The sequence below is a fragment of the Mycobacterium sp. NGS67 genome, assembly GCF_059812185.1.
In genome coordinates, this window is record NZ_JCALCF010000001.1 from 222,074 (window position 1) to 248,866 (window position 26,793).

A 26,793-nucleotide genomic window follows, 5' to 3' on the forward strand; every position below is an offset into this window, starting at 1 on the left:
CTTCGGCCGTCACCAGTCGCTCGTTGCGGGCGGGAAACTCACGGCTCTTCACGGGGTGCCGAAACAGCGACCAGGCGATCCGGCCCACCTTTGACCTGGGAACGGGGTTCATATACACAGTAACCACTCCTGCGATCGGGTTAACGCAACTGGGACTCTGGGCGACCCGAAATGTGCCCTGGTGTGACGAGGCCCACAGTCAGTTATTAGACACCCAAGTCCTGGCAAACCTTTCGCGGCACGCCGCGAATTTATCAAATGTTTCTGGTGGGACTGGTGTGACTAGCGCATCGGTGCTGCGGACGGCTTGATCGGCGCCGGCAGCGCGGTCGAACCCATCAAGAAGCGGTCCACGCCGGCGGCCGCGGCGCGGCCCTCGGCAATCGCCCAGACGATCAGCGACTGGCCACGACCCATATCACCGGCCACGAACACACCCGGAACCGAAGTGTCGAAATCGTCGCCGCGGGCGACGTTTCCGCGCTCGGTCAGCTTCACCCCGAGCTCGGAGAGCAGGCCCGGCTGTTCGGGTCCGACGAATCCCATCGCCAGCAACACCAGGTCGGCTTCGAGCTCGAAATCGGTGTCCTCGACCTTGACGAACTTGCCGTCCTTCATGGTCACCTCGTGCACCTTGAGCGCAGACACGTGACCGTCCTGCCCGAGGAATTCCTCGGTGTTGACCGAGAACACCCGCTCGCCGCCTTCTTCGTGCGCTGACGCGACCCGGTACATCAGCGGGTACGTCGGCCACGGCGTCGACTCGGCGCGCGTCTCCGGCGGACGGGGCATGATCTCGAACTGGTGGATACTGGCCGCGCCCTGCCGGTGCGCGGTGCCCAGGCAGTCGGCACCGGTGTCACCGCCACCGATGATGACGACCTTCTTGTCTTTGGCCGTGATCGGCGGCTGCCCATCCTCACCGAGGACGTCATCGCCTTCCTGCACCCGGTTACCCCACGGCAGGTACTCCATCGCCTGATGGATGCCATCCAGCTCCCGGCCCGGGATCGGCAGTTCGCGCCACGCCGTGGCGCCCCCGGCCAACACGACCGCATCGAAATCGGCCAGCAGTTGCTCGGCGGTGAGGTCTTCTCCGACGTTCACGCCGGCCCGGAACTCGGTGCCTTCGGCGGCCATCTGTTCCAGCCGCCGGTCCAGGACGCGCTTTTCCATCTTGAATTCGGGGATGCCGTAGCGCAGCAACCCACCGATGCGGTCCTCGCGCTCGAACACGGTGACCTTGTGACCGGCCCGGGTAAGTTGTTGCGCCGCAGCCAATCCGGCCGGGCCCGAGCCCACCACCGCAACCGTCCGGCCGGTGTCGCAGTGCGGCAGCACCGGTTCCACCCAGCCCTCGTCGAAGGCCCGGTCGATGATCTCCAGTTCGATCTGCTTGATGGTCACCGGATCCTGGTTGATGCCCAGCACGCACGCCGGTTCACACGGCGCCGGACACAGCCGACCGGTGAAGTCGGGGAAGTTGTTCGTCGCGTGCAGCCGCTCGATCGCGTCGCGGAAGCGACCCCGCCGTACCAGGTCGTTCCACTCCGGGATCAGGTTGCCCAACGGACAGCCGTTGTGACAGAACGGAATCCCGCAGTCCATGCAGCGCGTCGCCTGCTCCTGCAGCGTCTCGGTCTCGAATTCCTCGTAGACCTCGCGCCAGTCTTTCAACCGCAACTCGACCGGGCGCCGCTTGGGCAGTTCGCGGTGGGTGTACTTGAGGAAGCCTGTGGGATCAGCCATGAGCCGCCGCCATGATCGCCTTGTCGACATCGGCGCCGTCGCGTTCGGCGTCGGCGATCGCCTCCAGCACCTTCCTGTAGTCCCGCGGCATAACCTTCACGAAGTGCCGCCGTTGGTCCCGCCAGTCGGACAGAATGCGTTGCCCGACAGCGGAATCGGTGGCATCGACGTGCGCCTGGATGGTGGCCTGCAGGAATTCCGCATCCTCGTCGTCCAAGGTCTCGACGTCCACCATCTCGGTGTTGAGATTGTCCGACAGTTCCTCGTCGGGATCGTAGACATAGGCCACCCCGCCGGACATGCCGGCGGCGAAGTTGCGGCCGGTGCGGCCCAGGATGATTACCCGTCCGCCGGTCATGTACTCGCAACCGTGGTCACCGACGCCTTCCACCACGGCGTGGGCTCCGGAGTTGCGGACGGCAAATCGCTCGCCGACCACGCCGCGCAAGTAGACCTCCCCACTGGTGGCGCCGAACAGAATCACGTTGCCCCCGATGATGTTGTCCTCGGCGACATAGTCTTCGGGCGCATTGTCCGACGGGCGCACCACGATCCGGCCGCCCGACAAGCCCTTGCCGACGTAGTCGTTGGCGTCGCCGTAGATACGCAAGGTGATGCCCTTGGGCACGAACGCCCCGAAGCTGTTGCCGGCCGATCCCTCGAAGGTGATGTCGATGGTTCCGTCCGGCAGTCCCTGTCCGCCATAGGCTTTGGTGACCTCATGACCGAGCATGGTTCCTACCGTGCGGTTCACGTTGCTGATGGTCGTGGAGAAACGGACCGGGGAACCGGCGTCGAGCGCCTCCCGGCTCATCACGATCAGCTGCTGGTCAAGCGCTTTGTCCAGGCCGTGATCTTGTCGCGAACTGCAGTACAGGTCCTGGTTCATGAACGCCGACTCGGGCTCGTGCAGCACCGGGGTCAGGTCCAGCCGGTGGGCCTTCCAGAGCGCACGCGCCAACGTGGTGTCCAGGGCGCCGGCCTGGCCGACGGCTTCGTTGATGGTGCGGAAGCCCAACTGCGCCAGGTATTCCCGGACTTCTTCGGCGATGAACATGAAGAAGTTCTCCACGAACTCCGGCTTGCCGGTGAACCGCTCCCGCAGCAGCGGGTTCTGGGTGGCAACCCCGACCGGGCAGGTGTCCAGGTGGCAGACGCGCATCATGATGCAGCCGGCCACCACCAAAGGCGCAGTGGCGAAACCGAATTCCTCCGCACCGAGCAGCGTCGCGATCATCACGTCGCGTCCGGTCTTGAGCTGTCCGTCCACCTGGACCACGATCCGGTCACGTAAACCGTTGAGCAACAACGTCTGCTGGGTCTCGGCCAGACCCAGCTCCCACGGTGCACCCGCGTGCTTCATCGAGGTCAGCGGGGTCGCACCGGTGCCGCCGTCGTGCCCGGAGATCAGCACCACGTCGGCGTGAGCCTTGGAGACCCCGGCCGCAACCGTTCCGACGCCGTTCTCGGACACCAACTTGACGTGCACCCGCGCCGAGGGGTTGGCGTTCTTCAGGTCGTGAATCAGCTGCGCGAGATCCTCGATCGAGTAGATGTCGTGGTGCGGCGGCGGCGAGATCAACCCCACACCAGGCGTGGAGTGCCGCACCGAAGCCACCCACGGGTACACCTTGTGGCCCGGAAGTTGGCCTCCCTCACCGGGTTTGGCGCCCTGTGCCATCTTGATCTGGATGTCGGTGCAATTGGTCAGGTAGTGCGAGGTGACGCCGAACCGTCCGGAGGCGACCTGCTTGATCGCGCTGCGCCGCCAGTCGCCGTTGGGATCGGGATCGAAGCGCTTGACGTTCTCGCCGCCTTCGCCGCTGTTGGAGCGGGCGCCCAGCCGGTTCATCGCGATGGCCAGCGTCTCGTGCGCCTCGGCGGAGATCGAGCCGTAGCTCATGGCCCCGGTCGAGAAGCGCTTGACGATCTCGCTGGCCGGCTCGACCTCGTCGATCGGTATCGAAGGTCGTACCCCGGCACGGAACTTCAGCAGCCCGCGCAGCGACGCCATCCGCTCGCTCTGGTCGTCGACCAACCGGGTGTATTCCTTGAAGATCGAGTACTGCCCGGTGCGGGTGGAGTGCTGCAGCTTGAACACCGTCTCCGGGTTGAACAGGTGGTATTCGCCCTCGCGGCGCCACTGGTATTCCCCGCCGACCTCGAGTTCGCGGTGCGCACGCTCGTCGGGGCGGTCCAGATACGCCAGCGCGTGGCGGGTCGCGACGTCGGCGGCGATGTCGTCCAGGGTGATCCCGCCGGTCGGGCAGGCCAGCCCGGTGAAGTACTCGTCGAGCACGTCCTCGGAGACGCCGACGGCCTGGAACAACTGCGCGCCGGTGTAGGACGCCAACGTCGAAATGCCCATCTTGGACATCACTTTGAGCACGCCCTTGCCGGCGGCCTTGACGTAGTTGTTGAGCGCCTTGTTGCGTTCGATTCCGTCGATCACACCCCGGTCCAGCATGTCCTCGATCGACTCGAACACCAGGTAGGGGTTGATGGCGGCGGCGCCGCACCCGATCAGCATCGCCATGTGGTGCACCTCGCGGGCGTCACCGGATTCGACGACGAGTCCGACGTGCGTGCGGGTCCGATCCCGCACCAGGTGGTGGTGCACGCCTGCGACCACGAGCAGCGACGGGATCGGGGCCATCTCCTCGTTCGAGTCGCGGTCGGACAAGATGATGATCCGGGCGCCGTCGGCGATCGCTGCCGATGCCTGGGCGCGCACGTCGTCCAGCGCCGCGGCCAGGCCCGCGCCGCCGTCGGCGACCGGGTACAGACAGCGAATCACCTTGGACCGCATGCCATGTGGCCGTCCGTTGACCTCGTCGTCGGGGTTGAGGTTGATCAACTTCGCCAACTCGTAGTTGCGCAGGATCGGCTGCGGCAGCGAGATCTGGTGACACGAGGTCTCGTCGGGACTGAGCAGGTCGCGCTCCCCGCCGGTGGTGCCCTGCAGGCTGGTGACCACCTCTTCCCGGATGGCGTCCAGCGGCGGGTTGGTCACCTGTGCGAACAGCTGGTGGAAGTAGTCGTAGAGCATCCGGGGCCGCTTCGACAGCACCGCGATCGGGGTGTCGGTGCCCATCGATCCCAACGGCTCGGCGCCGGTGCGCGCCATCGGGGCGACCAGCAGGTTCAGTTCCTCGTAGGTGTAACCGAAAGCCTGCTGCCGCATGACCAGCCGGTGATGCGGCATCCGCACGTACTTGTTGGCGGGCAGCTTCTCGATCGGGACCAGTCCGTCGTCCAGCCACTGCTGGTAGGGGTGCTCGGCGGCCAGCTCCGCCTTGATCTCCTCGTCGGCGACGATGCGGCCCTGCGTGGTGTCCACCAGGAACATCCGGCCCGGCTGCAACCGCATCCGCTTGACGACCTTGGACGGATCCAGGTCCAGCACGCCGGCCTCGGACGCCATGACCACCAGGCCGTCATCGGTGACCCAGATCCGGGACGGGCGCAGGCCGTTGCGGTCCAGCACCGCGCCGACGATCGTGCCGTCGGTGAACGTGATGGACGCCGGTCCGTCCCAGGGTTCCATCAACGCGGCGTGGTACTGGTAGAAGGCCCGCCGGGCTGGGTCCATCGACTCATGGCGTTCCCAGGCTTCGGGGATCATCATCAGCACCGCGTGGGCCAAACTCCGTCCGCCCAGGTGCAGCAGCTCGACCACCTCGTCGAAGCGCGCGGTGTCCGACGCTCCGGGGGTGCAGATCGGGAACAGCTTCTCCACGTCCTCTTCGGATCCGAAGACGTCGGTCTTGATCAGCGCCTCGCGGGCACGCATCCAGTTCTCGTTGCCGGTGACGGTGTTGATCTCACCGTTGTGCGCGACCCGCCGGAACGGGTGCGCCAGCGGCCAGGACGGGAATGTGTTCGTCGAGAACCGGGAGTGCACGATGCCCAACGCGCTGGTGACCCGGTTGTCCTGCAGGTCGAGGTAGAACGCCTTGAGCTGCGGCGTGGTCAACATGCCCTTGTAGACGAACGTCTGGCCGGACAGGCTCGGGAAGTACACGGTCTCGCGCCCGGGGCCGTCCTGGCCGGGGCCTTTGGTGCCGAGTTCGTGCTCGGCCCGCTTACGGACGATGTAGGCGCGACGTTCCAGCGTCATGCCCGAGGCGCCGGCCATGAACACCTGACGGAATGTGGGCATCGCGTCGCGCGACAGGGCGCCCAGCGACGAGTCGTCGGTGGGCACGTTGCGCCAGCCCAGGACCTGCAGGCCCTCGGATTCGGCGATCTTCTCGACCGCCGCGCAGGCGGCCGCGGCGTCCTTAGACGACTGCGGCAGGAACGCGATGCCGGTGGCGTAGCTGCCCGCTTCCGGCAGTTCGAAGTCCACGACTTCGCGCAGGAAGGCATCGGGCACCTGGATCAAGATGCCGGCGCCGTCTCCACTGCGCGGCTCGGCGCCGGCCGCACCACGGTGTTCGAGGTTGAGCAGCGCGGTGATCGCCTTGTCCACGATGTCGCGGCTGCGGCGGCCGTGCATGTCCACGACCATGGCGACCCCGCACGAATCGTGTTCGTATGCGGGGTTGTAAAGCCCGACGCGCCTGGGCGCCATACCCACCTAACCCTTCAGCAGACTTTCTGCACCGCCGCTTTGCGGATCGACTTCTCCGATATTGGGGCCGCACCCGGAGGTTGCGGGCTCGGCCCCGTCGGTCTCATCGATTGGCTGTCCGCCACGCGGAGATAATCCGGTCAGGACTTCGTCCGTGCATCGCTGAACGGTGATCCTGTACCTGGTTTCGACAAGTCTTAAAACGATAGGACAAAAACCGCCTGACATGCCAACTTGCCAATACTAACTTGCCAGCTCGCGGCTCCGTAAATTCGCTGTTACGGCCGCTTGACGGCCTTGCGACACGGGCCTCGGCCGACGGGGCGGCAGCGGGCCCGGAACGCATTCGGCGTCGGTGGGCCGGCAGCGTCAGTTTTTCCGGTCACTTTGCTGACGACGCCGGCGCACCCGGTCGGGAGCTCCGGGCAGGTTCGACGGCAGTCTTCACATCGGCAACATGGCGCGCTATTAGGCGTGGCAGCAATGACGCCGGATCGACGCACGACGCGTCCCGGGCGTCGCGCCACCGCCGCCGCAGCCGCCAGAGTGAGTTTGCGCAGAGTTGACAGGAACCCGAAACCGGTAGGTCGATGCACAGGGACAGGCGCGACCGGGTTCGGACCGGCGGGCGGGTGGCCGATACTGGACTGCAGCGTCCGTAGCGACCGGCAGAGCGTGGGAATCATCACGCTGAACGGTGTCGGCTGCGGACGCGACGGTCCGTCGCCATTGCACCCGAGGAGCCCATGAACGAGCCCCAGGAGTTTCTGCGCAACCGGGTGCGGCCCGATCAGCCGGCTCCCGCGGCCCCGCGGCCGCCGCAACAGCGCCCGGCCCCGCCCTCGGGATTTCGCCCGCCGGCGCCGCGTCCGCCGCTGCCCCAGCGGCCCGCTGCCCGATCGCCAGAGGCCGCGCCACCGGCCACGTTCGCTCCCCCGCCGCCGCGCGCTGTGGCGCCTGCCCGGCCCGCGGCACCCCCGCAGACCGAGGCGCCGCCACCGCCCCCGGCCAGTCCGGTGCCGCCGGCGGCCGAATCCCCGGCACCCACCGACGTACCTCCCGACAGCGATCCCGCGCCGTCAGCACCCGCGGCGCCGGTCCCTCCCATCCGCGCGCAGGCCGAATCCCCGGAACACACCGCGGTATTCGCCAAGACCGATCCCCCGCCGGCGGCGTCGGCCGGGCCCGCCAGTGCTCAGGACGAATCCCCGGCACACACCGCGGTTGTTCCCAGGCCCGCTCCCCCGCCACCACCGCCGCCCCCGCCGCCCCATGCCGGGCCGCCTGCCGGCCCGCCGACCCATGCCGGCCCACCGACCCATGCCGGCCCGCCGACCTATCCGCCCCCGCAATATCGACCGGCTCCGCCGCACCCGCCGTCGGCACCGCCGCACCCGCCGTCGGCTCCGTCACAGCCGTTCCCCGGAGCCGCGCGACCACCGGAGGGGGCACCGCCGCCCCGTTCCTGGGCCGGTGGCCGAGCGGACCCGGCCCGCGCGCGGTCGCGGCCCCCGCAGCGTGGGTGGCGTCGCGTGGTGCGGGCCGCCACCTTCGGGCTCGTCGACCCGGGCCCCTCGGCCGCACAACGCGACGTCGCGCAGTTCGAGGCGACGATACGAACCCCGTTGCACGGCAATCACAAGGTGGGCGTGCTGGGCAAGGGTGGCGTGGGAAAGACTTCGGTGGCCGCCAGCGTGGGCTCGATCCTTGCCGAACTGCGCCAGCAGGACCGTGTCGTCGCCATCGACGCCGACACCGCCTTCGGGCGGTTGAGCAGTCGGATCGACCCGCGCACCACCGGTTCGTTCTGGGAATTGACGGCCGACAAGAACCTGCAGTCGTTCACCGACATGACCGCGCGGGTCGGCCGGAACGCCGCCGGCCTGTACGTGCTGGGTGGTGAGCCGGTGTCGGGCCCGCGCCGGGTGCTCGACCCGGCCGTCTACCGGGAGGCCGCCCTGCGACTGGACCGCCATTTCGCGATTTCGGTGATCGACTGCGGCTCCACGATGGATGCCGCGGTCACCCGGGAAGTCCTGCGCGATCTCGACGCGCTGATCGTGGTGTCCTCGCCGTGGGCCGACGGCGCCGCCGCTGCCGCCAAGACGGTCGAGTGGTTGGCCGACCACGATCTACGGGACCTGCTGCAACGCAGCGTGGTGGTGCTCAACGACTCTGACGGCCACGCCGACAAACGCACCCGGGCGTTGTTGGCCCGCGAGTTCGTCGACCACGGCCAGCCGGTGGTCGAGGTGCCCTTCGATCCCCACCTACGTCCCGGCGGCGTCATCGACGTGACCAACGAGATGGCTCCGGCGACGCGCCTGAAGTTCCTGCAGGTCGCGGCGACCATTACGGGCTACTTCGGATCACGAACCGAACGGACCTGATCGGCGCACCGACGCGGACCGCTCATGCCGACTGGGCGGTCACCCGTTCGCGGACCGGGAAACCGTTGCGCTCGGCCAGCGACCGCAACTGGTTCAGCGCGAAGGCCCGCGCCCGACCCGAGTCCGGGATCACGACGCCGGCCCAAAGGCCCTCGGCTCCAGGGGATTCCACCGCTTCCTTGGCGCACAACCAACGGCGCGGGCAGGCCCGGCACAGCGTCTTGGCCTCTTCGTCGGGAGTCGTCGTCCAACGGTCGGGGTCCTGGGTGCACACACCGAGCTGCGGGACCTCGTACAGAGTCGTTGCGGTCATGTCGTTACGTTCCTCCGTGAAAGCGTTGCAGGTTGTGCCTGCCTGGTTCGGAACCATATAGCACTAACCATTGCGGTGCAACAGTTTGTTTTGGGTGGTGCGCTACAGGTGCTACAGCTTTGTGGCGCGATGGGAACTGTACTCACGAAATGCTGGATTACCAGGCTGTATTAGCTGTCAGTTAGCTGTGAGTCGGCTGCTGAACAGCTAGTCGCCAGGCTGGCGCATGGCGCAAAGTGTCGCTGGATGCGACAGTAGACGGTATGGTTAACCGTAGCGGTAGCCCGGTTTTGATCAGCTGCTCCGCCTTGACGGCCGGCCGCGAAAAGCGTAGCGAAGGTGTAGCGATGGAAGGGTGCAACAGTTACGATGTTGGTCAGCGGAAGCCGCGTACTGCTGCCCGCTGTGGCCACCCCGAGCGAGGAACCAGTGCACATGCTTGACGCTGAATCGACTGTCGGCCCGGCCGCGCTGGCCGCGCTGGCCAGCGTCACGCCGATGGCGCTCGCTTGCGGCTACGGCATCGTCACCGTCGGCACCACGCCGGCACCCGGGGTTCAGCTGCGAGCGGTGTCCGATGGCCGTCGGCGTCGCAACGGTGGCGACCACCCGAACGGTAGGTTCGTCGGCGGACTGAGCGAAAGCTCGCCGACCGTCAACGACAACAGAAACGTCCGGTTCGGCCAACTCACTGGAGGCAAGGCGTTGACGTTCGAAGTCACCAGGCCGTCGAATCCGCCTGAAGCGCCCGCTCGGGACCGTCGGGCCGACCCAGACTCGACGGACCCGTCAGAGCTTGACCCCGGTGTCGTTCGGGCCGGCGCGGCCGCTGCCGCGCGCCGTCGCGAACTCGACATCAGTCAACGCAGCCTCGCGGCTGACGGAATCATCAACGCGGGTGCGCTGATCGCGTTCGAGAAGGGCCGCAGCTGGCCGCGCGAACGAACTCGGGCCAAGCTCGAGGAAGTACTGCAATGGCCGGCCGGGACAATCTCGCGCATCCGCGACGGCGAGACTGTCGCCTCGCCGTCCGCCCCGGCGCCCACCGTCAGCGCCGCACCCGAGACCCCGTCCCCGGACGGCGGGCCCGCGTCGCTGATCGCGCAAGCCGTGGCCGCCGCGGTCGATACCTGCAGTCTGGCCATCGCCGCGCTGCCCTCGCCCCAGGATCCCGAATTCACCGAGCGGGCGGCGCCCATTCTGGCCGATCTGCGTCAACTCGAGGGAATCGCCGTCCAGGCCACCCGGATCAGCCGCATCACCCCCGAACTCATCAAAGCCATGGGAGCGGTGCGCCGATATCACGACGAATTGATGACGCTGGGTGCCACGGCGCCCGGCGCGACCCTGGCGCAGCGTTTATATGCCGCACGCCGGCGAGCGAATCTTTCGACGCTGGAGACGGCGCAGGCCGCCGGAGTTGACGAGGAAATGATCGTTCGCGCCGAGGCGGAGGAACCATTGCCGGCCGAGGTTGCCGACGCGATCGAAACGCTGATCACTCAGATCAATTGAGATGAATGGGATGGTCCGGGGAGCGGTGTCGTCGCCCCGGAATCCTGGTGTGCGCGCAGAATTGTCGTGCCCGCGAAAGCGCCACTCCCACCGGAAAATTCGTGCATCTACCCCTGCCAGAGCGCTGTTAAGCTCATTTCACGGTGCGAAGGTGCATACCGAGATGACCATGCACTCCAAATAGCCAAACGTAAGGAACCACTCCAATGTCGGGTAGCGCAATGTGCAAGACCACCAGCAACTTCATTTACGCGCAGTTGTTTTTGCTGGGTGAAGGCATTCCCGACCCGGGTGACATTTTCAACGCCGGTTCTTCATTGTTCAAAGGTGTGGCCGACAAGATCGGTTTGGCCATCCCGGGCACTAACTGGATCGGTCAGGCCGCCGACGCCTATCTGAACCAGAACACCGCCCAGGAGCTGCGCGCCAAACTGATGGGTGAAATCGACGACCTGACCGGAAATCTCATTTCCAATCAGGCCGAACACGTCTCGGATACGCGTGGTGTCCTGCGGGCGATGAAGAACATGATCGACGGCGTCTACAAGGCCTGCAAATGGCTGGAGGACAACCTGTGGATCGTCGGCGACGCGTTGTCGGTGGCGTTGGCCATCCCGTCGTGCGCGTTCGCGATGGCCGTTGTCGGCGGGGCGCTGCTCTACCTGACGATCATGACGGCGATGAACGCGGCCGCCATGATCGGACTCGGCGGCCGGCTGCTCGACATCCTGACGAACCTGCCCAAGCTGGCCGGGCTGATCCCCGACATCATCGGCGGCATCATCGGCGACCTGTGGCCGCCGAAGCTGCCCGACATTCCGATCCCGGGCCTCCCCAATATTCCGGGCCTGCCCGAATTCACCTGGCCGCCGCAGGTCGGCATCCCGGACTTCAACCTGCCGATCCCGGGTCTGCCCGAGTTCCAGTGGCCGTCGATCCCCGGTCTGCCGGACTTCGGCGGGATCATCCCCGAGCTGGGCGGCCTCATCCCGGGTTTCCCGAGTCTGCCCGGCCTGCCCAGTATCCCCAACCTGTTCCCCGGGCTGCCCGGGCTCGGCGAACTCTTCCCGGGTGTCGGCAACCTCGGCAAGTTGCCGACCTGGACCGAATTGGCCGCGCTGCCGGACTTCCTGGGCGGCTTCGCCGGCCTGCCCGTGCTGAGCTTCGGCAACCTGCTCAGCTTTGCCCAGCTGCCCGGCGTCGGACAGATCACCTCGACGATGGGCCAGTTGCAGCAACTGATGTCGGCCGGCGGCGGCCCGGGCCAACTGGGCAGCATGGCCGGGCAGCAGGCGCAGATGATTTCGTCGCAGGCACAGCAAGCCGGCCAGAACGACGACCAGCGTGACGAAGGCGCCGGAGCGGGCGCCGGATCGACTGGCGGCGAGCGCGCACCGGTCGACGCCGGAGTCGGTGGCCAGCAAGGCCAGCCGGGGACCGTCCTCTAGTACAAACAGTCGGCCTGTAAACGGCCAAACCCATACCAAGCCAAAGCCATAGCGAGTAAAACGTTAACCGTAGAGGAGGGTCTCCCCCATGTCAGTTCTCGAAGTCGTCCCTTCGTTCCTGAAGGTGCTGTCGGGCATGCAGACCGAGATCGCCGGGCAGTTCGGAACCGCGACCAATTCGGTCAACGGGATCAGCGGGCGCGTCTCGCTCACCCACGGTTCGTTCACGTCGAAGTTCAACAACGCGCTGCGGGACGTCGAGACCAACCGCACCAACACCGGCAAAGGCGTGCAGGCGGTCAGTTCCGGGCTCGCCACCAACCTGCTCTCGGCCGCCGCGGCTTACCTCAAGTCCGACGAAGGTCTGGCCGGCATCATCGACAAGATCTTCGGCTGATCATGACCGGTCCGCTCGCATCCGGTCGCGCGGGCCTCGCCGGCCTGATCGACCAAGTGGTTGGCGTATCAGTCACCATCGACGGGATGCTGGTGATCGCCGACAGGCTGCACCTGGTCGATTTCCCGGTCGCACTTGGGATTCGGCCCAACATCCCTCAAGAAGATCTGCGCGACATCGTGTGGGACCAGGTGCAGCGCGACCTCACCGCACAGGGGGTGTTGGACCACAACGGACAACCGCATCCGGCGGTCGCCACGATGGTCGACACGATCAGCAGGGCCGACCGCACGCTGGAGTGCCGCTGGTGGCGGCGCGACCGGGGCGATTCGGCTGGCGGCGTGATGGTGCGATTCGTGGTGTGCCGCAGGGGCGATACCCATGTGGTCGCGGCGCGCGACGACGACATGCTGGTGCTGCAGTTGGTGGCGCCGCAGGTCGGCCTGGCAGGCATGGTGACGACCGTGCTGGGCCCGGCCGATCCCGCCAACGTCGAACCGTTGACGGGTGTGGCGAGCGAACTGGCCGAGTGCACGACGGCGGCTCAGCTGACTCGGCACGGGGTGCCGCCCGCGCAAGCTCGCATCTACAGCGAGATCGTCAGCAACCCGACCAGCTGGGTCGAGATCGTCGCGAGCCAACGCCATCCCGGCGGAACGACGACCCTTACCCCGGCGGCGGCCGGTGTGCTCGACTCCGAGCACGGCCGACTGGTGTCGTTGCCGCGCCGGGTGGGTGGCGAGTTGTACGGGAGTTTTCTCCCCGGCACGCAGCAGAATCTGCAGCGCGCGCTGGACAGCTTGCTGGAGTTGCTGCCCGCCGGTGCCTGGTTAGACCACGCGGAAGCCTCCGCACCAGCCTGATACGAAATCTGAGAAAGGGACGCCACCGTGGACCTGCCCGGGAATGACTACGACAACAACGATCTCGGTGCGCTGGACTTCTCCGGCGGCAGCGCCGTCGAAGAGTCCTCACTCGAGGCGTTCGAAGAGTACGCGCCGCCCTCCGGATCCGGGGACTCCGGAACGGACCTCGACGCGCTCAGCGGGCTCACCGAGCACGAGGACGAGCCGGAGCTGGCGCTGTTCACCGTGACCAACCCGCAGGGGTCGGTGTCGGTGACGGCGTTGATGGACGGCCGCGTCCAGCAGGTCACGGTGACCGACAAGGCATCGAGCATGACCGAATCCGGTTTGGCCGAAGAGATTTTCGTCATCGCCGACCTGGCCCGGCAGAAAGCGCGGGCCGCGCAGCACACCTTCATGGTCGAGAACATGGGTGAGATGACCGGCGACGGTGCGCAACAGAATGCGCTGCTGCACGAGTTCGTCGGCGCCACACTGAATCTGCCGACGCCGGAAGAGGCCGCCGCGTACGAAGAGCAGGTGTTCGCTTCCCGTTACGACGTGGACTACACGGCCCGGTACAACGGTGATCGATGACTGATCGCCTGGCCGGTCTGTTCGACAGTGCCGTCGGCATGCTGCCGTTGTCCGAGGCGCGGTCTCTGGACTTGTTCACCGAGATCACCAATTACGACGAGTCCGCGTGCGATGCCTGGGTGGGTCGGGTCCGGTGTGGTGACACGGATCGGGTGACGCTGTTCCGATCCTGGTATTCGCGGCGTAATTTCGGGCAACTGTCCGGGGCGGCTCAGATTTCGATGAGCGCGCTCAACGCCCGGGTCCCCATCGGCGGGTTGTACGGCGACATCACCTATCCGGTCACCTCGCCCCTCGCGGTCACCATGGGTTTCGCCGCATCCGAAGCGGCGCAAGGCAATTACGCCGATGCGCTGGAAGCGATCGACGCCGGCGCCGTCGCCGGGTCCGAGCATCTGGTGGCCTGGCTCAGAGCGGTGATCTACGGCGCGGCCGAACGATGGACCGACGTGATCGACGAAGTCAAGGGCGCGGGAAAGTGGCCGGACAAGTTTTTGGCCGGGGCCGCCGGTGTGGCACACGGCGTGGCAGCGGCCAATCTCGGTTTGTTCACCGAAGCCGAACGCCGGCTGACCGAAGCCAACGACTCCCCGGCCGGTGAGGCCTGCGCACGCGCCATCGCCTGGTTCCTTGCGATGGCGCGGCGCAGCCAGGGCAACGAGGAAGCCGCGGTGGCGCTGCTGGAATGGCTGCAGACCACCCACCCGGACCCGAAAGTGTCGGCGGCACTGAGAGATCCGACCTACCGGCTGAAGACGACGACGGCCGAGCAGATCGCCTCACGCGCCGACCCGTGGGACGCGGGCAGTGTGGTGACCGACAACTCCGGACGCGAGGCGTTGCTGGCCGACGCGCAGGCCGAACTGGACCGCCAGATCGGGTTGACCCGGGTCAAGATGCAGATCGAGCGCTATCGGGCGGCGACCCTGATGGCGCGGGTGCGCGCCGCCAAGGGCATGAAGGTGGCCCAGCCGAGCAAGCACATGATCTTCACCGGCCCACCCGGCACCGGCAAGACGACCATCGCCCGGGTGGTGGCGAACATGCTGGCCGGACTCGGGGTGATCGGCGAACCCAAGCTCGTCGAGACCTCCCGCAAGGACTTCGTCGCCGAGTACGAGGGCCAGTCGGCGGTCAAGGCCACCAAGACCATCGACCACGCCCTGGGCGGTGTGCTGTTCATCGACGAGGCCTATGCGCTGGTGCAGGAAAGGGACGGCCGCACCGACCCGTTCGGCCAGGAGGCGCTGGACACCCTGCTGGCGCGGATGGAGAACGACCGGGACCGGCTGGTGGTGATCATCGCCGGATACAGCAACGACATCGACCGGCTACTGGAAACCAACGAGGGCCTGCGGTCGCGCTTCGCGACCCGCATCGAGTTCGACACCTACTCACCCGAAGAACTTCTCGAGATCGCGAAAGTCATTGCCGCGGGCAACGACTCGACACTGAGCCCCGAGGCGGCCGATGCGTTCGTGGAGGCGGCCAAGGTGTTGCACGATCGCACGTTGCGCGGCCGCCCGGCCCTCGACATCGCCGGCAACGGCCGCTACGCGCGGCAACTGGTGGAAGCCGCCGAGCAGTGCCGCGACATGCGGCTGGCGCAGGGTCTTGACATCGAGGCCCTGGATGTGGACCGACTACAAGAGATCGACAGCGCGGACATGGCCGAGGCGATCGCCACGGTCCATGCCCACCTCAACATGAGAGAGTGACCCATGGGGCTACGCCTGACCACCAAGGTTCAGGTCAGCGGCTGGCGCTTCCTGCTCCGCCGCGTCGAGCACGCGATCGTGCGGCGAGACACCCGCATGTTCGACGATCCCTTGCAGTTCTACAGCCGGTCGGTCTGGCTCGGTGTCGTCATCGCCGTCGTGGTCCTGGTGGGCGCAGTTCTGCTCGCCTACTTCAAACCCCAGGGGAAGTTAGGCGGCACAACCCTTCTCACCGACCGGGCGACCAACGAGCTGTATGTGATCGTCTCGGGCCAGCTGCACCCGGTCTACAACTTGACTTCGGCGCGGCTCGTGTTGGGCAATCCGTCCAACCCGGCCACCGTCAAGTCCTCCGAACTGACCAGGCTGCCGCTGGGCCAGACCCTCGGAATCCCCGGCGCCCCCTACGCCACGCCGACGTTCGGGGGCAACGACTCGGTCTGGACGTTGTGCGACACCGTATCCCGCGCCGACAGCGCCTCGCCGGTGATACAAACCTCGATCATTGCCATGCCCCTGCAGATCGATCCCACCGTGGACCCGGTGGACGCGAACGAGGCGCTGCTGGCCACATACCAGGGCCAGCAGTGGATTGTCACCGAAAAGGGCAGGCACTCAATCGATCTCAACGACCGTGCGCTCACGTCGTCGATGGGTATCCCGGTCACCGCCAAAGCCATCCCGATCTCCGAGGGCATGTTCAATGCGCTGCCCAGCCAAGGCGCCTGGCAGTTGCCGCCGATACCGGGTGCCGGCACCCCCAACACCCTCGGGCTGCCCGACGAGCTGGTGATCGGTGCGGTGTTCCAGATCCGCGCCGAGAAGGGTCCGCAGTACTACGTGGTGCTGCCCGACGGCATCGCGCGGGTGAACTCCACCACCGCATCCGCGCTACGCGCCAGCCAATCCCACGGACTGGTCGAACCACCGGCCGTGGTCCCCAGCGTCGTGGTCAAGATCCCCGAGCAGGTGTACCCCTCGCCGTTGCCCAACGAACAGCTCAAGATCCTGTCCCGGCCCGACGAGCCCACGCTGTGCTGGACGTGGGAGCGCGCCACCGGTGACCAGGCCCCCAAGCAGGCGGTGCTGTCGGGCCGGCATCTGCCGATAGCACCGAACCTGATGAACACCGGCATCAAGCAGATCCAGGGCACGGCAACCATTTACATCGACGGCGGCAAGTTCGTCCGGCTCCAGTCGCCGGATCCGCGGTACGGCGAATCCATGTATTACATCGACCCCGAAGGGGTGCGGTACGGGGTGCCGAACGCCGACTCGGCCAAGGCGCTGGGCCTCGGTTCGCCGAAAACCGCGCCCTGGGAAGTCATTCGGCTGCTGGTCGACGGTCCGGTGCTGTCCAAGGATGCCGCGATGCTCGAGCACGAGACGCTGCCCGCGGACCCGACACCCCGCAAAGTTCCAGCCGGCACCCCGGGAGCGCCCTCGTGACAGTGGAAGAACGATGACGACGAAAAAGTTCACCCCGACCATCACCCGAGGCCCCCGCCTGACGCCCGGCGAGATCAGCCTGACCCCTCCCGACGACCTCGGCATCGACATCCCGCCATCCGGTGTGCAGAAGGCACTTCCGTATGTGATGGGCGGCTGCATGGTCGGCATGATCGCGATCATGCTGGCCGGCGGCACCAAGCAGTTGTCGCCCTACATGCTGATGATGCCGCTGATGATGATCATGATGATGGTCGGCGGTATGGCCGGCGGCACCGGCGGAGGCGGCAAGAAGGTGCCCGAGATCAACGCCGATCGCAAGGAGTATCTGCGTTATCTGGCCGGGCTGCGCAGCCGGGTCACCGCGTCGGCCAGCTCGCAGGTGGCGTTCTTCTCCTATCACGCACCGCATCCCGAGGATCTGCTCTCGATCGTCGGGACGCAACGACAGTGGTCGCGTCCGGCCAACAGCGACTTCTACGCCGCCACCCGCATCGGGATCGGCGACCAGCCCGCGGTGGACCGCTTGCTGAAGCCGGCCGTCGGCGGCGAATTGGCGGCGGCGACCGCGGCACCCCAGCCGTACCTGGAGCCGGTCAGCCACATGTGGGTGGTGAAGTTCCTGCGCACCCACGGCCTGATCCACGACTGCCCGAAACTGTTGCAGCTGCGCACCTTTCCGACGATCGCACTCGGCGGTCACCGGCCCGGTGCCGATCGGCTGCTGGCCGCGATGATCTGTCATCTGGCGGTGTTCCATCCGCCGGACCTGCTGCAGATCCGGGTCCTCACCGAGGATCCCGACGATCCCGACTGGTCCTGGCTGAAGTGGCTGCCGCACGTTGCGCACCAGACCGAGACCGATGCCGCCGGCCCGGTCCGGATGATCTACACCCGCCCGGACGGTCTGGCCGATCTGGCCGCGCGTGGACCGCATGCGCCGGACGCCCTGCCCACCGGGCCCTACGTCGTCGTCGTCGACCTCACCGGCGGCAAGGCGGGGTTCCCGCCCGACGGTCGGGCCGGGGTCACGGTGATCACGCTGGGCAATCACCGCGGCTCGTCCTACCGGATCCGGGTCGACGAGGACGGCAGGGCCGACGACCGGCTGCCCGGACAGCAGTTCCGACTGGTGGTGTCGGCGGCCGACGGCATGTCGCCCGCCGAGGCCAACCGGGTGGCCCGAAAGCTGGCCGGCTGGTCCATCACCGGGACCATCCTGGACCGGACTCAGCGCGTGCAGAAGAAGGTGGCCAGTGAGTGGCATCAACTGGTGGGCGCCAAGAGCGTCGAGGAGGTGACACCGAGCCGCTGGCGGATGTACACCGACACCGACCGGGACCGGCTCAAGATCCCGTTCGGGCACGAACTCAAGACCGGCAACGTGATGTACCTCGACATCAAGGAGGGCGCGGAGTTCGGCGGCGGGCCGCACGGCATGCTCATCGGCACCACCGGCTCGGGCAAATCGGAGTTCCTGCGCACCCTGATCCTGTCGCTGGTCGCCATGACCCACCCGGACCAGGTGAACCTGCTGCTCACCGACTTCAAGGGCGGTTCGACCTTCCTCGGGATGGAGAAACTGCCGCACACGGCCGCCGTCGTCACCAACATGGCTGAGGAAGCCGAGCTGGTGAGCCGGATGGGCGAGGTGTTGACCGGCGAGCTCGACCGCCGCCAGAACATCCTGCGGCAGGCTGGCATGCAGGTCGGCGCGGCCGGCGCGCTGTCAGGGGTCGCCGAGTACGAGAAGTTCCGTGAGCGCGGTGCCGATCTGGCGCCGCTGCCAACGCTTTTCGTGGTGGTGGACGAGTTCGCCGAGCTGCTGCAGAGTCATCCCGACTTCATCGGCCTGTTCGACCGAATCTGTCGGGTGGGCCGGTCGCTGCGGGTGCATCTGCTGCTGGCCACCCAGTCGCTGCAGACCGGCGGCGTTCGGATCGACAAGCTGGAACCCAACCTCACCTACCGAATCGCGTTGCGCACTACCAGCTCTCACGAGTCCAAAGCGGTCATCGGCACGCCGGAGGCACAGTACATCACCAACAAGGAGAGCGGCGTCGGGTTCCTGCGGGTGGGCATGGAGGATCCGGTGAAGTTCAGCACGTTCTATATCGGCGCCCCCTACATTCCGCCGGCGAGCGCGGACACCAACGGCGAAAGTGGGCGCGACGGAGCGCAAGTCGGCAAGCAGTCGGTGCGGATCCGGCAGTTCACCGCGGCGCCGGTCGTCGATGAGGAGGTGCTGACGTCGTGACCGAAACGGAAGTGCGCGCGCTGCGCGAGGTGGTGCTCGACCAGCTGGGCACCGGCGAATCGCGTGCCTACAAGATGTGGCTGCCGCCGCTGGCCGATCCGACACCGCTGAACGAACTCATCGCCCGGGACCGGCGCCAGTCGTTGCGGTTCGCCCTCGGGATCATGGACGAGCCGCGCCGGCATCTGCAGGAGACGTGGGGCGTCGACGTGTCCGGGGCGGGCGGCAACATCGGCATCGGCGGCGCACCCCAGACCGGAAAGTCAACGCTGCTACAGACTTTGGTGATGTCTGCGGCCGCGACCCACTCACCGCGCAACGTGCAGTTCTACTGCATCGACCTCGGCGGCGGTGGCCTGATCTATCTCGAGAATCTTCCGCACGTCGGCGGCATCGCGAACCGCTCCGAACCCGACAAGGTCTACCGCGTGGTCGCCGAGATGCAGGCGGTGATGCGGCAACGGGAGCAGCTGTTCAAGGAAAACCGGGTCGGCTCGATCGCGATGTACCGCCAACTGCGCGACGACCCGAACCAACCCGTCGCGGCCGACCCCTACGGTGACGTGTTCCTGATCATCGACGGGTGGCCCGGGTTCGTCAGCGAATTCAACGAACTCGAATCCGCGGTACAGGATCTGGCCGCGCAGGGCCTCGCGTTCGGCGTCCACGTCGTCATCTCCACGCCGAGGTGGACGGAACTGAAATCACGCGTCCGTGACTATCTGGGCACCAAGATCGAGTTCCGGCTCGGCGACGTGAACGAAACCCAGATCGACCGGATCACCCGAGAGATCCCGGCCAACCGTCCCGGCCGCGCGGTGTCGATGGAAAAACACCATCTGATGATCGGGGTACCGCGGTTCGACGGTGTGCACAGCACCGACAATCTGGTGGAAGCGATCACCGTCGGGGTCGATCACATCGCGTCCCAGACCACCGAGAAGGCCCCGCCGGTGCGGGTGCTGCCCGAACGGATCCATCTCTACGAACTCGACCCCAACCCGCCCGGGCCCGACGCGGACTACCGCACCCGTTGGGAGATCCCGATCGGGCTGCGCGAGGCGGACCTCACGCCCGCCTACAGCCACCTGCACACCAACCCGCATCTGCTGATCTTCGGTGCGGCCAAGTCGGGCAAGACCACTATCGCGCACGCGATCGCGCGGGCCATCTGTGCCCGCAACAGTCCACAGCAGGTGCGGTTCATGCTGGCCGACTACCGCTCGGGTCTGCTGGACGCCGTCCCGCAGTCGCACCTGCTGCAAGCCGGCGCGATCAACCGCAACAGCGCGAGCCTGGACGAGGCGGTTCAGGCGCTGGCGGTGAACCTCAAGAAGCGGCTGCCGCCGACCGATCTGACCACCGCGCAATTACGTTCCCGATCATGGTGGAGCGGATTCGATGTCGTGTTACTCGTCGACGACTGGCACATGATCGTCGGGGCCGCCAGCGGCATGCCTCCAATGGCGCCGCTGGCGCCGTTATTGCCGGCCGCGGCGGATATCGGGTTGCACATCATTGTCACCTGCCAGATGAGTCAGGCGTACAAGGCCACGATGGACAAGTTCGTCGGCGCCGCGTTCGGGTCGGGTGCACCGACGATGTTCCTCTCCGGGGAGAAGCAGGAGTTCCCATCCAGCGAGTTCAAGGTCAAGCGCCGGCCCCCTGGCCAGGCATTTCTCGTCTCGCCCGACGGGAAGGAGGTGATCCAGGCGCCCTACATCGAGCCCCCGGACGAGGTCGGAGAATAAGTGTTCGGACCACCCCCGAACCCCGGTTAGGATTATTGCAACGCACTTCAAAGGGCTCGGAGAACACCTGATAATCGGGCCCGCGGAATTCCGGCGATAACCGACGAAGTTTGGGCCGGAGCGCCAATAATCGCGACATAATCAATGGCCTTCATATCTCTTTCAATAAGGGATGAAGCGCGACCAGAGGGGAATTGTCCACATGCTATGGCACGCACTGCCACCGGAGCTGAACACCGCACGGCTGATGGCCGGCGCGGGCGCGGCTCCGATGCTGGCGGCAGCCATGGGATGGCAGGCGCTGGCAGCGGCGCTGGACGCTCAGGCGGTCGAATTGACCGCGCGGCTCAACTCTCTCGGCGAGGCCTGGACCGGAGGCAGCAGCGACAAAGCGATCGCGTCGGCGCTGCCGATGGTGACCTGGTTGCAGACCGCCTCGACGCAGGCCAAGACGCGCGGCCTGCAGGCCACCGCCCAGGCCGCCGCTTACGAGCAGGCGATGGCGACCACGCCGTCGTTGCCCGAGATCGCGATGAACCACATCACCACCGCGATCCTGACCGCAACCAACTTCTTCGGCATCAACACCGTGCCGATCGCTTTCAACGAGATCGACTACTTCGTCCGCATGTGGACCCAGGCGGCCGTGGCGATGGACATCTACCAGGCCGAGACGCTGGCCAACACGATGTTCGAGAAGATCGAGCCGATGACGGCCATCCTCGACCCGGGGATGAGCCAGAGCGCGATGGCGTCAAACCCGTTGCTGGGCATGCCAACTCAGCTCGGCAGCGTCACACCGGGTCAGCTGTCCGCGACAGCCGGCCAGGCCGCCGAACTGAGCGGCCCGATGCAGCAGCTCGCTCAACCGGCGCAGCAGATGACCTCGATGTTCAGTCAGATGGGCAGCAGTTCGGGCGGTACCGGGCCCGGGTTGGCTGACGATGAGGCGCAGATGGGCTTGCTCGGTGCCAGCCCTCTGTCGAACCACCCCCTCGCTGGCGGCTCGGGCGCCAGCGTTGGCTCGGGATTGCTACGCGGGGAAGCACTCCCGGGCGCGGGTGGGACATTGACCCGCACCCCGTTGATGACCGGACTGATCGACAAGCCCGTCGGCCCCGCGATGATGCCCGCGGCGGCCGCCGGCGAAGCGGCTACCGGTGGCACGGCGCCCGTGGGTGCCGGTGCGATGGGCCAGGGCGCTGCGGCCGGCGGCGGCACCCGGACCGCTCTGGCGGTCCCGACGGCGGCTGCCGAAGAGTCCGAAGACGCCGAGCCAGACCTGTGGGACGACGAGGACGACTGGTGATTGTCTCGATCGTTCAGGCCCACAACAGACTTCCCGGCCAAACCGGGCCGGAAGACTTGCCAACCACGGCGAGGAATGGAAAGAGAGAAAGTAGTCCAGCATGGCAGAGATGAAGACTGATGCCGCTGCCCTCGCGCAAGAGGCAGGTAACTTCGAGCGAATCTCGGGTGATCTGAAGACCCAGATCAACCAGGTCGAGTCCACCGCAGCGTCATTGCAGGGTCAGTGGCAGGGTGCCGCCGGTCAGGCCGCCCAGGCCGCCGTGGTGCGTTTCCAGGAAGCCGCCAACAAGCAAAAGGCCGAACTCGACGAGATCTCGACGAATATCCGTCAGGCCGGCGTCCAATACCAGCGTGCCGACGAGGAGCAGCAGCAGGCGCTGTCCTCGCAAATGGGCTTCTGATCCAATTCCCCAATACCACCAAGAAACGGAGCAATCGAAATGACGGAACAGCAGTGGAATTTCGCCGGCATCGAGGCCGCGGCCAGCACCATTCAGGGAAACGTGACCACGATCCACTCCCTGCTCGACGAGGGCAAGCAGTCGCTGACCAAGCTTGCGGCGGCGTGGGGCGGCAGCGGTTCGGAGGCCTACCAGGGCGTTCAGCAGAAGTGGGACAGCACCGCACAGGAGCTGAACAACTCGCTGCAGAACCTGGCCCGGACGATCAGCGAGGCCGGGCAGGCCATGCAGTCGACCGAGGGCAGCGTGACGGGAATGTTCGCCTGACAAAGGCTTCTGTACGCGTAGAATCCCGAAGCACGAGATCGGGCGAGTTCAACCCATCCGGGGGATCTCGCCCCTTCTCGTGCTTTGTCCTTTTGACGAACTTCTGAGAGGTTCTGATGCCGGCCGACTACGACAAGCTCTTTCGGCCCGCCCAGGATTCCAATTCGCCCGACGACGACACGGGGCAAACTTTCTTCGATCCCAATGCGGCCTATCCGTCGTCGCCCAAAGCGAATGGCGATGCCGCGCCGGCCATCGACTGGTCCCAGCCGCCTGCTTCGGCCTCCTCACCCGCAGCACCCCCCGGGCCGATCGGCGTGCCCGCACCCCAGCCGCCACCGACACCGCCCGATTTCTCGGCGGAGCTCCCCCAAGCGTCCGCCGCGCCGGCCGCGGGGAGCAGGTCTCCGCTGCCGCCGATGCCGATCGGTGGACCACCACCGCCCCCGCCGCCCGAACTCCCGCAGTACTCGCCCCAGCCGCCGGTCGCCCCGCCGTCTGAGGCGCCGCCGTCTGAGGCGCCGCCGGCAGCCGAACCAGCTGTGTTCGAGTCACCGGCCGAACCCCCGAGGGCGGCGCCCGAGCGCCCAGCACCGACGCGACCACCCATGCCGATCGGCAGGCCGCCGGGACCGCCGCCCGCGGCGCCCGGACCGTCACCGAAACCCCCCGAACCGCAACATGTTTCGGAGGATGCTCCGCCCCCGATGGTGACCGAACCACCACCGCGAGCAACCCGCGGAGCGGACCCCGGTCCGGCGTCGAACGTGGCCCCGGCACCACGCGACCGGCCGCCCGCTGTGGTACCGCAGCCACCGAAGCCTCCGTCGTCGCGGCCTGCGGCGGGGTCGAATCCTCGGGTGCGGCTCGGCGGTAACCAACGCCCGCCGTCACGGCCGACCCAACCACGACCCCAACCCGAGCAGCCGTCGCGGCCGACCGAACCACCACCCCGCGGCGAGCAGCCGTCACCGACCGAACAGCGGCCCGAAGCCGAGGAGCCGTCGCGGCGGGCGCGACGCGGACACCGTTATCTGCCCGACCCCGAATCCGGTGCACCCGATCCCACGGCCGGCCCGTACTTCCGGGTCCCGATGCCCGATGCCCGCCCAGCCGGAGATGCGCCCGCGCCGCCTCCGCCGGGCGACCGTCCTGGCCGGCGTCGGGCCCCGTCGGGACCGATCCCGGTCCCGATGCCGCCGTCGGCGCCGACACCGGTTGCCGCACAACCGCATCCGCCGGCCGCACCGCCATCCGAGGCGACGGCGGGCATTCCGACCGCTCCGCCGCCGGCGCCCGGCAAGCCCGTCAAGCCTGTCAAGCCCGTCAAACCCGTGCCGCAACGAGGTTGGCGCCGCGTCGTCTACAAACTCACGCGGATCAATCTCGGCCTGTCCCGCGACGAGAAACTCCAACACGACCTCCGGGCCAGGGTCGCCCGAAAGCCCCGGGGCTCTTACCAAATCGGCATGCTGGGCCTGAAGGGCGGGGTCGGCAAGACGACCACGACGGTGACGCTGGGCACCATGCTGGCCCAGGTGCGCGGTGATCGGATCCTGGTGCTCGACGCGGATCCCGGTTGCGGGAATCTGGCCGAACGGGCGGGACGCACATCGCCGTCGTCCATCGTGGATCTGTTGGCCGACAGAAATGTGTCGCACTACAACGACGTCCGCGCCCACACCAGCGTGAACGCGGACAACCTAGAGATTCTGCCGACCGCCGAGTACACCACCGCCGCACGCGGACTCAGCGGAGACGACCTGCGCTTCGCCGTCGACACGGTGTCGAAGTTCTATAACCTGGTCCTGGCCGACTGCGGACCCGGCCTATTCGACCCGGTTACCCGCGGTGTGCTGGAGACGGCGTCGGCGATCGTGATCGTCACCAACGTGTCGCTGGACAGCGCCCGACAGGCCGAAAGTGCGCTGGAGTGGTTGCGGCACAACGGCTATCAAGATCTGCTCGATCGCGTCGTGGTGGTGATCAATCACGTCGCGGTCGGCGACACCAACGTGGCGGACAAGCAGTTGGTGCGACAGTTTCAACAATTGGTTCGGCCCGACCGGGTGGTGCTGCTGCCGTGGGACAAGCACATCGCCGCCGGGACCGAGATTCGCCTCGACCAGATCGGCCCGGTATACAAGCGCCGGGTTCTCGAGTTGGCCGCGGCTCTGTCCGACGATTTCGAAAGGGCTGGACGTCGTTGAGCGCACCTGCTGTTGCCACCGGTTCGACCGCCGCGGGGTCTGGTCCCGCGCGACCCGCGACCACGCGAGTCACGGTTCTCACCGGTCGGCGGATGACCGACCTGGTGTTGCCGGCGGCGACACCGATGTCCGCCTACATCGATGAGACCGTCGCGGTGCTGGCCGATCTTTTGGAGGACACCCCGCCCGACATCCTGGCCGGGTTCGACTTCTCTGCGCAGGGCGTGTGGACGTTTGCGAGGCCCGGGTCGCCGCCGCTGAAGCTCGACCAGTCGCTCGACGAGGCCGGCGTGGTGGACGGATCCTTGCTGACCCTGGTCTCCGCCAGCCGGACCGAACGGTACCGCCCGCTCGTCGAGGACGTCATCGACGCGATCGCGGTGCTGGACGAATCGCCGGAGTTCGACCGGACGGCGCTGAATCGGTTTGTCGCGGTGGCGATCCCGCTTCTGGCCGTGCCGATGACCGCGGTCGCGTTACGCGCGTGGTGGCTGACCGGGCGCAGTTGGTACTGGAGCCTGGCGCTGGGCCTGGTGGGCATCGCCGTGCTGGCCGGTTCGTTCGTGGCGAACCGGTTCTACCGCAAGTCCCAGCTTTCCGAATGCCTGTTGATCGCGGCGATACCGGTGATCGCGGCGGCCGCGGCCATCGCCGTCCCGCTGCCCAGAGGGGTGGGTTCGCTCGGCGCCCCGCAACTCGCCGCCGCCGCGGCGGCCGTGTTGGTGCTGACGCTCGTGGCGCGCGGTGGGCCCCGCCGGCGGCATGAGCTGGCGTCGTTCGCCGTCATCACCACGATCGCGGTGATCGGCGCCGCCATCGCCTACGGGTACGGCTATCAGCGCTGGGTGCCGGCCGGTGCGATTGCGTTCGGGCTGTTCGTGGTGACGACGGCGGCCAAACTGACTGTGGCCGTTGCCCGCATCGCGCTGCCGCCGATACCGGTGCCCGGCGAAACCGTCGACAACGAGGAACTGCTCGACCCGGTCGCCGCCGACGAGACGACCAAGGACGAAACACCTACCTGGCAGGCGATCATCGCCTCGGTGCCCGCCTCGGCAGTACGACTGACCGAGCGAAGTCAGCTGGCCAAGCAACTGCTGGTCGGCTTCGTGAAGGCCGGCACGTTGATTCTGGCCGTCGGCGCGATCGCCGTCGTGACGCACGGCCACTTCTTCGTCCACACACTGGTGATCGCGGCATTGTTGACGGTGCTCTGCGGGTTCCGGTCGCGGCTCTACGTGGACCGCTGGTGCGCGTGGGCCTTGCTCGCGGCCTCCGTCGCCATTCCGACCGGGCTGGCCGCGCGGCTCAGCCTGTGGTACCCGCACTGGGCGTGGCTGATCCTGAGCGGGTATCTGGCGCTGGCGGTGGTCGCGCTGGTGATCATCGGTGCGATGGCCCCGGTGCGCCGCATTTCGCCGGTGGCCAAACGGATTTCGGAGCTGGTCGACGGCGCGGTCGTCGCGTCCGTCATTCCGCTGTTGCTGTGGGTCACCGGCGTCTACGACATGGTGCGGAATCTGCGGTTCTGACTTGCAA

18 protein-coding genes are annotated in these 26,793 nt (G+C 67.0%); 15 read left to right on the forward strand and 3 right to left on the reverse strand.

Annotated elements, in window-relative coordinates; genetic code table 11:
• Window positions 1–282: 282 nt before the first annotated feature.
• Both AC5Y4D_RS01120 and gltB read right to left on the reverse strand, forming a co-directional pair.
• Entirely contained in the window at window positions 283–1,749 is a 1,467-nt protein-coding gene (locus AC5Y4D_RS01120; RefSeq protein WP_499943060.1) for a glutamate synthase subunit beta, read from the reverse strand.
• On the reverse strand, window positions 1,742–6,325 hold the full coding sequence (gltB, locus tag AC5Y4D_RS01125) for a glutamate synthase large subunit (RefSeq protein ID WP_499943059.1): 4,584 nt from the start codon (window positions 6,323–6,325) through the stop codon (window positions 1,742–1,744). The genes AC5Y4D_RS01120 and gltB overlap by 8 nt, the downstream gene beginning before the upstream one ends.
• A gap of 1,016 nt (window positions 6,326–7,341) precedes the next feature.
• On the opposite strand from gltB, the gene AC5Y4D_RS01130 reads away from it, so the two are divergent.
• Window positions 7,342–8,715 (forward strand): MinD/ParA family ATP-binding protein, encoded by a 1,374-nt coding sequence (locus tag AC5Y4D_RS01130; RefSeq protein ID WP_500036169.1) that lies wholly within the window; start codon window positions 7,342–7,344, stop codon window positions 8,713–8,715.
• Between the two features lie 22 nt (window positions 8,716–8,737).
• On the opposite strand, the gene AC5Y4D_RS01135 is transcribed toward AC5Y4D_RS01130, so the two are convergent.
• Window positions 8,738–9,028 carry a WhiB family transcriptional regulator gene (locus AC5Y4D_RS01135; protein ID WP_499943058.1) on the reverse strand — a complete coding sequence of 97 codons (291 nt, stop codon included), beginning with the start codon at window positions 9,026–9,028 and terminating at the stop codon, window positions 8,738–8,740.
• Between the two features lie 435 nt (window positions 9,029–9,463).
• Between AC5Y4D_RS01135 and AC5Y4D_RS01140 the strand changes: the two genes are divergently transcribed.
• The 14 genes from AC5Y4D_RS01140 (at window position 9,464) to eccD (ending at window position 26,786) form a co-directional block, all read left to right on the forward strand.
• Complete coding sequence (locus AC5Y4D_RS01140) at window positions 9,464–10,543, forward strand: helix-turn-helix domain-containing protein (RefSeq protein WP_500036137.1); 1,080 nt, start codon at window positions 9,464–9,466, stop codon at window positions 10,541–10,543.
• Between the two features lie 206 nt (window positions 10,544–10,749).
• A complete protein-coding gene (locus AC5Y4D_RS01145) occupies window positions 10,750–11,991 on the forward strand; it encodes an EspA/EspE family type VII secretion system effector (RefSeq protein ID WP_500036138.1) in 1,242 nt (413 codons plus the stop codon).
• A gap of 88 nt (window positions 11,992–12,079) precedes the next feature.
• Complete coding sequence (locus AC5Y4D_RS01150; RefSeq protein WP_499943056.1) at window positions 12,080–12,388, forward strand: ESX-1 secretion-associated protein; 309 nt, start codon at window positions 12,080–12,082, stop codon at window positions 12,386–12,388.
• A gap of 2 nt (window positions 12,389–12,390) precedes the next feature.
• Window positions 12,391–13,251, forward strand: coding sequence for an ESX secretion-associated protein EspG (locus AC5Y4D_RS01155; RefSeq protein WP_500036139.1), 861 nt, complete (start codon window positions 12,391–12,393; stop codon window positions 13,249–13,251).
• 27 nt (window positions 13,252–13,278) lie between these two features.
• Complete coding sequence (locus AC5Y4D_RS01160; RefSeq protein ID WP_499943054.1) at window positions 13,279–13,830, forward strand: DUF2694 domain-containing protein; 552 nt, start codon at window positions 13,279–13,281, stop codon at window positions 13,828–13,830.
• Window positions 13,827–15,548: a type VII secretion AAA-ATPase EccA gene (gene eccA / locus AC5Y4D_RS01165; protein ID WP_500036140.1), complete on the forward strand. Its 1,722-nt coding sequence runs from the start codon at window positions 13,827–13,829 to the stop codon at window positions 15,546–15,548. The genes AC5Y4D_RS01160 and eccA overlap by 4 nt, the downstream gene beginning before the upstream one ends.
• Before the next feature lie 3 nt (window positions 15,549–15,551).
• Window positions 15,552–16,997 carry a type VII secretion protein EccB gene (gene eccB, locus AC5Y4D_RS01170; protein ID WP_500036141.1) on the forward strand — a complete coding sequence of 482 codons (1,446 nt, stop codon included), beginning with the start codon at window positions 15,552–15,554 and terminating at the stop codon, window positions 16,995–16,997.
• A 13-nt stretch (window positions 16,998–17,010) separates the two neighbouring features.
• Entirely contained in the window at window positions 17,011–19,254 is a 2,244-nt protein-coding gene (gene eccCa / locus AC5Y4D_RS01175; RefSeq protein ID WP_500036142.1) for a type VII secretion protein EccCa, read from the forward strand.
• Window positions 19,251–21,005: a type VII secretion protein EccCb gene (gene eccCb, locus AC5Y4D_RS01180; protein ID WP_500036143.1), complete on the forward strand. Its 1,755-nt coding sequence runs from the start codon at window positions 19,251–19,253 to the stop codon at window positions 21,003–21,005. Before eccCa ends, eccCb begins: the two co-directional genes overlap by 4 nt.
• A 202-nt stretch (window positions 21,006–21,207) precedes the next feature.
• A complete protein-coding gene (locus AC5Y4D_RS01185) occupies window positions 21,208–22,314 on the forward strand; it encodes a PPE family protein (RefSeq protein WP_499943049.1) in 1,107 nt (368 codons plus the stop codon).
• Window positions 22,315–22,414: 100 nt separating this feature from the next.
• A complete protein-coding gene (locus tag AC5Y4D_RS01190; protein WP_500036144.1) occupies window positions 22,415–22,717 on the forward strand; it encodes a WXG100 family type VII secretion target in 303 nt (100 codons plus the stop codon).
• Window positions 22,718–22,756: 39 nt separating this feature from the next.
• The gene (locus AC5Y4D_RS01195) at window positions 22,757–23,044 is read left to right on the forward strand and encodes a WXG100 family type VII secretion target (protein ID WP_499943048.1); all 288 of its coding nucleotides are present in this window, start codon (window positions 22,757–22,759) and stop codon (window positions 23,042–23,044) included.
• Window positions 23,045–23,160: 116 nt separating this feature from the next.
• Window positions 23,161–25,254: a MinD/ParA family ATP-binding protein gene (locus AC5Y4D_RS01200; RefSeq protein WP_500036145.1), complete on the forward strand. Its 2,094-nt coding sequence runs from the start codon at window positions 23,161–23,163 to the stop codon at window positions 25,252–25,254.
• Complete coding sequence (eccD, locus tag AC5Y4D_RS01205) at window positions 25,251–26,786, forward strand: type VII secretion integral membrane protein EccD (protein WP_500036146.1); 1,536 nt, start codon at window positions 25,251–25,253, stop codon at window positions 26,784–26,786. Before AC5Y4D_RS01200 ends, eccD begins: the two co-directional genes overlap by 4 nt.
• Window positions 26,787–26,793: the final 7 nt, after the last annotated feature.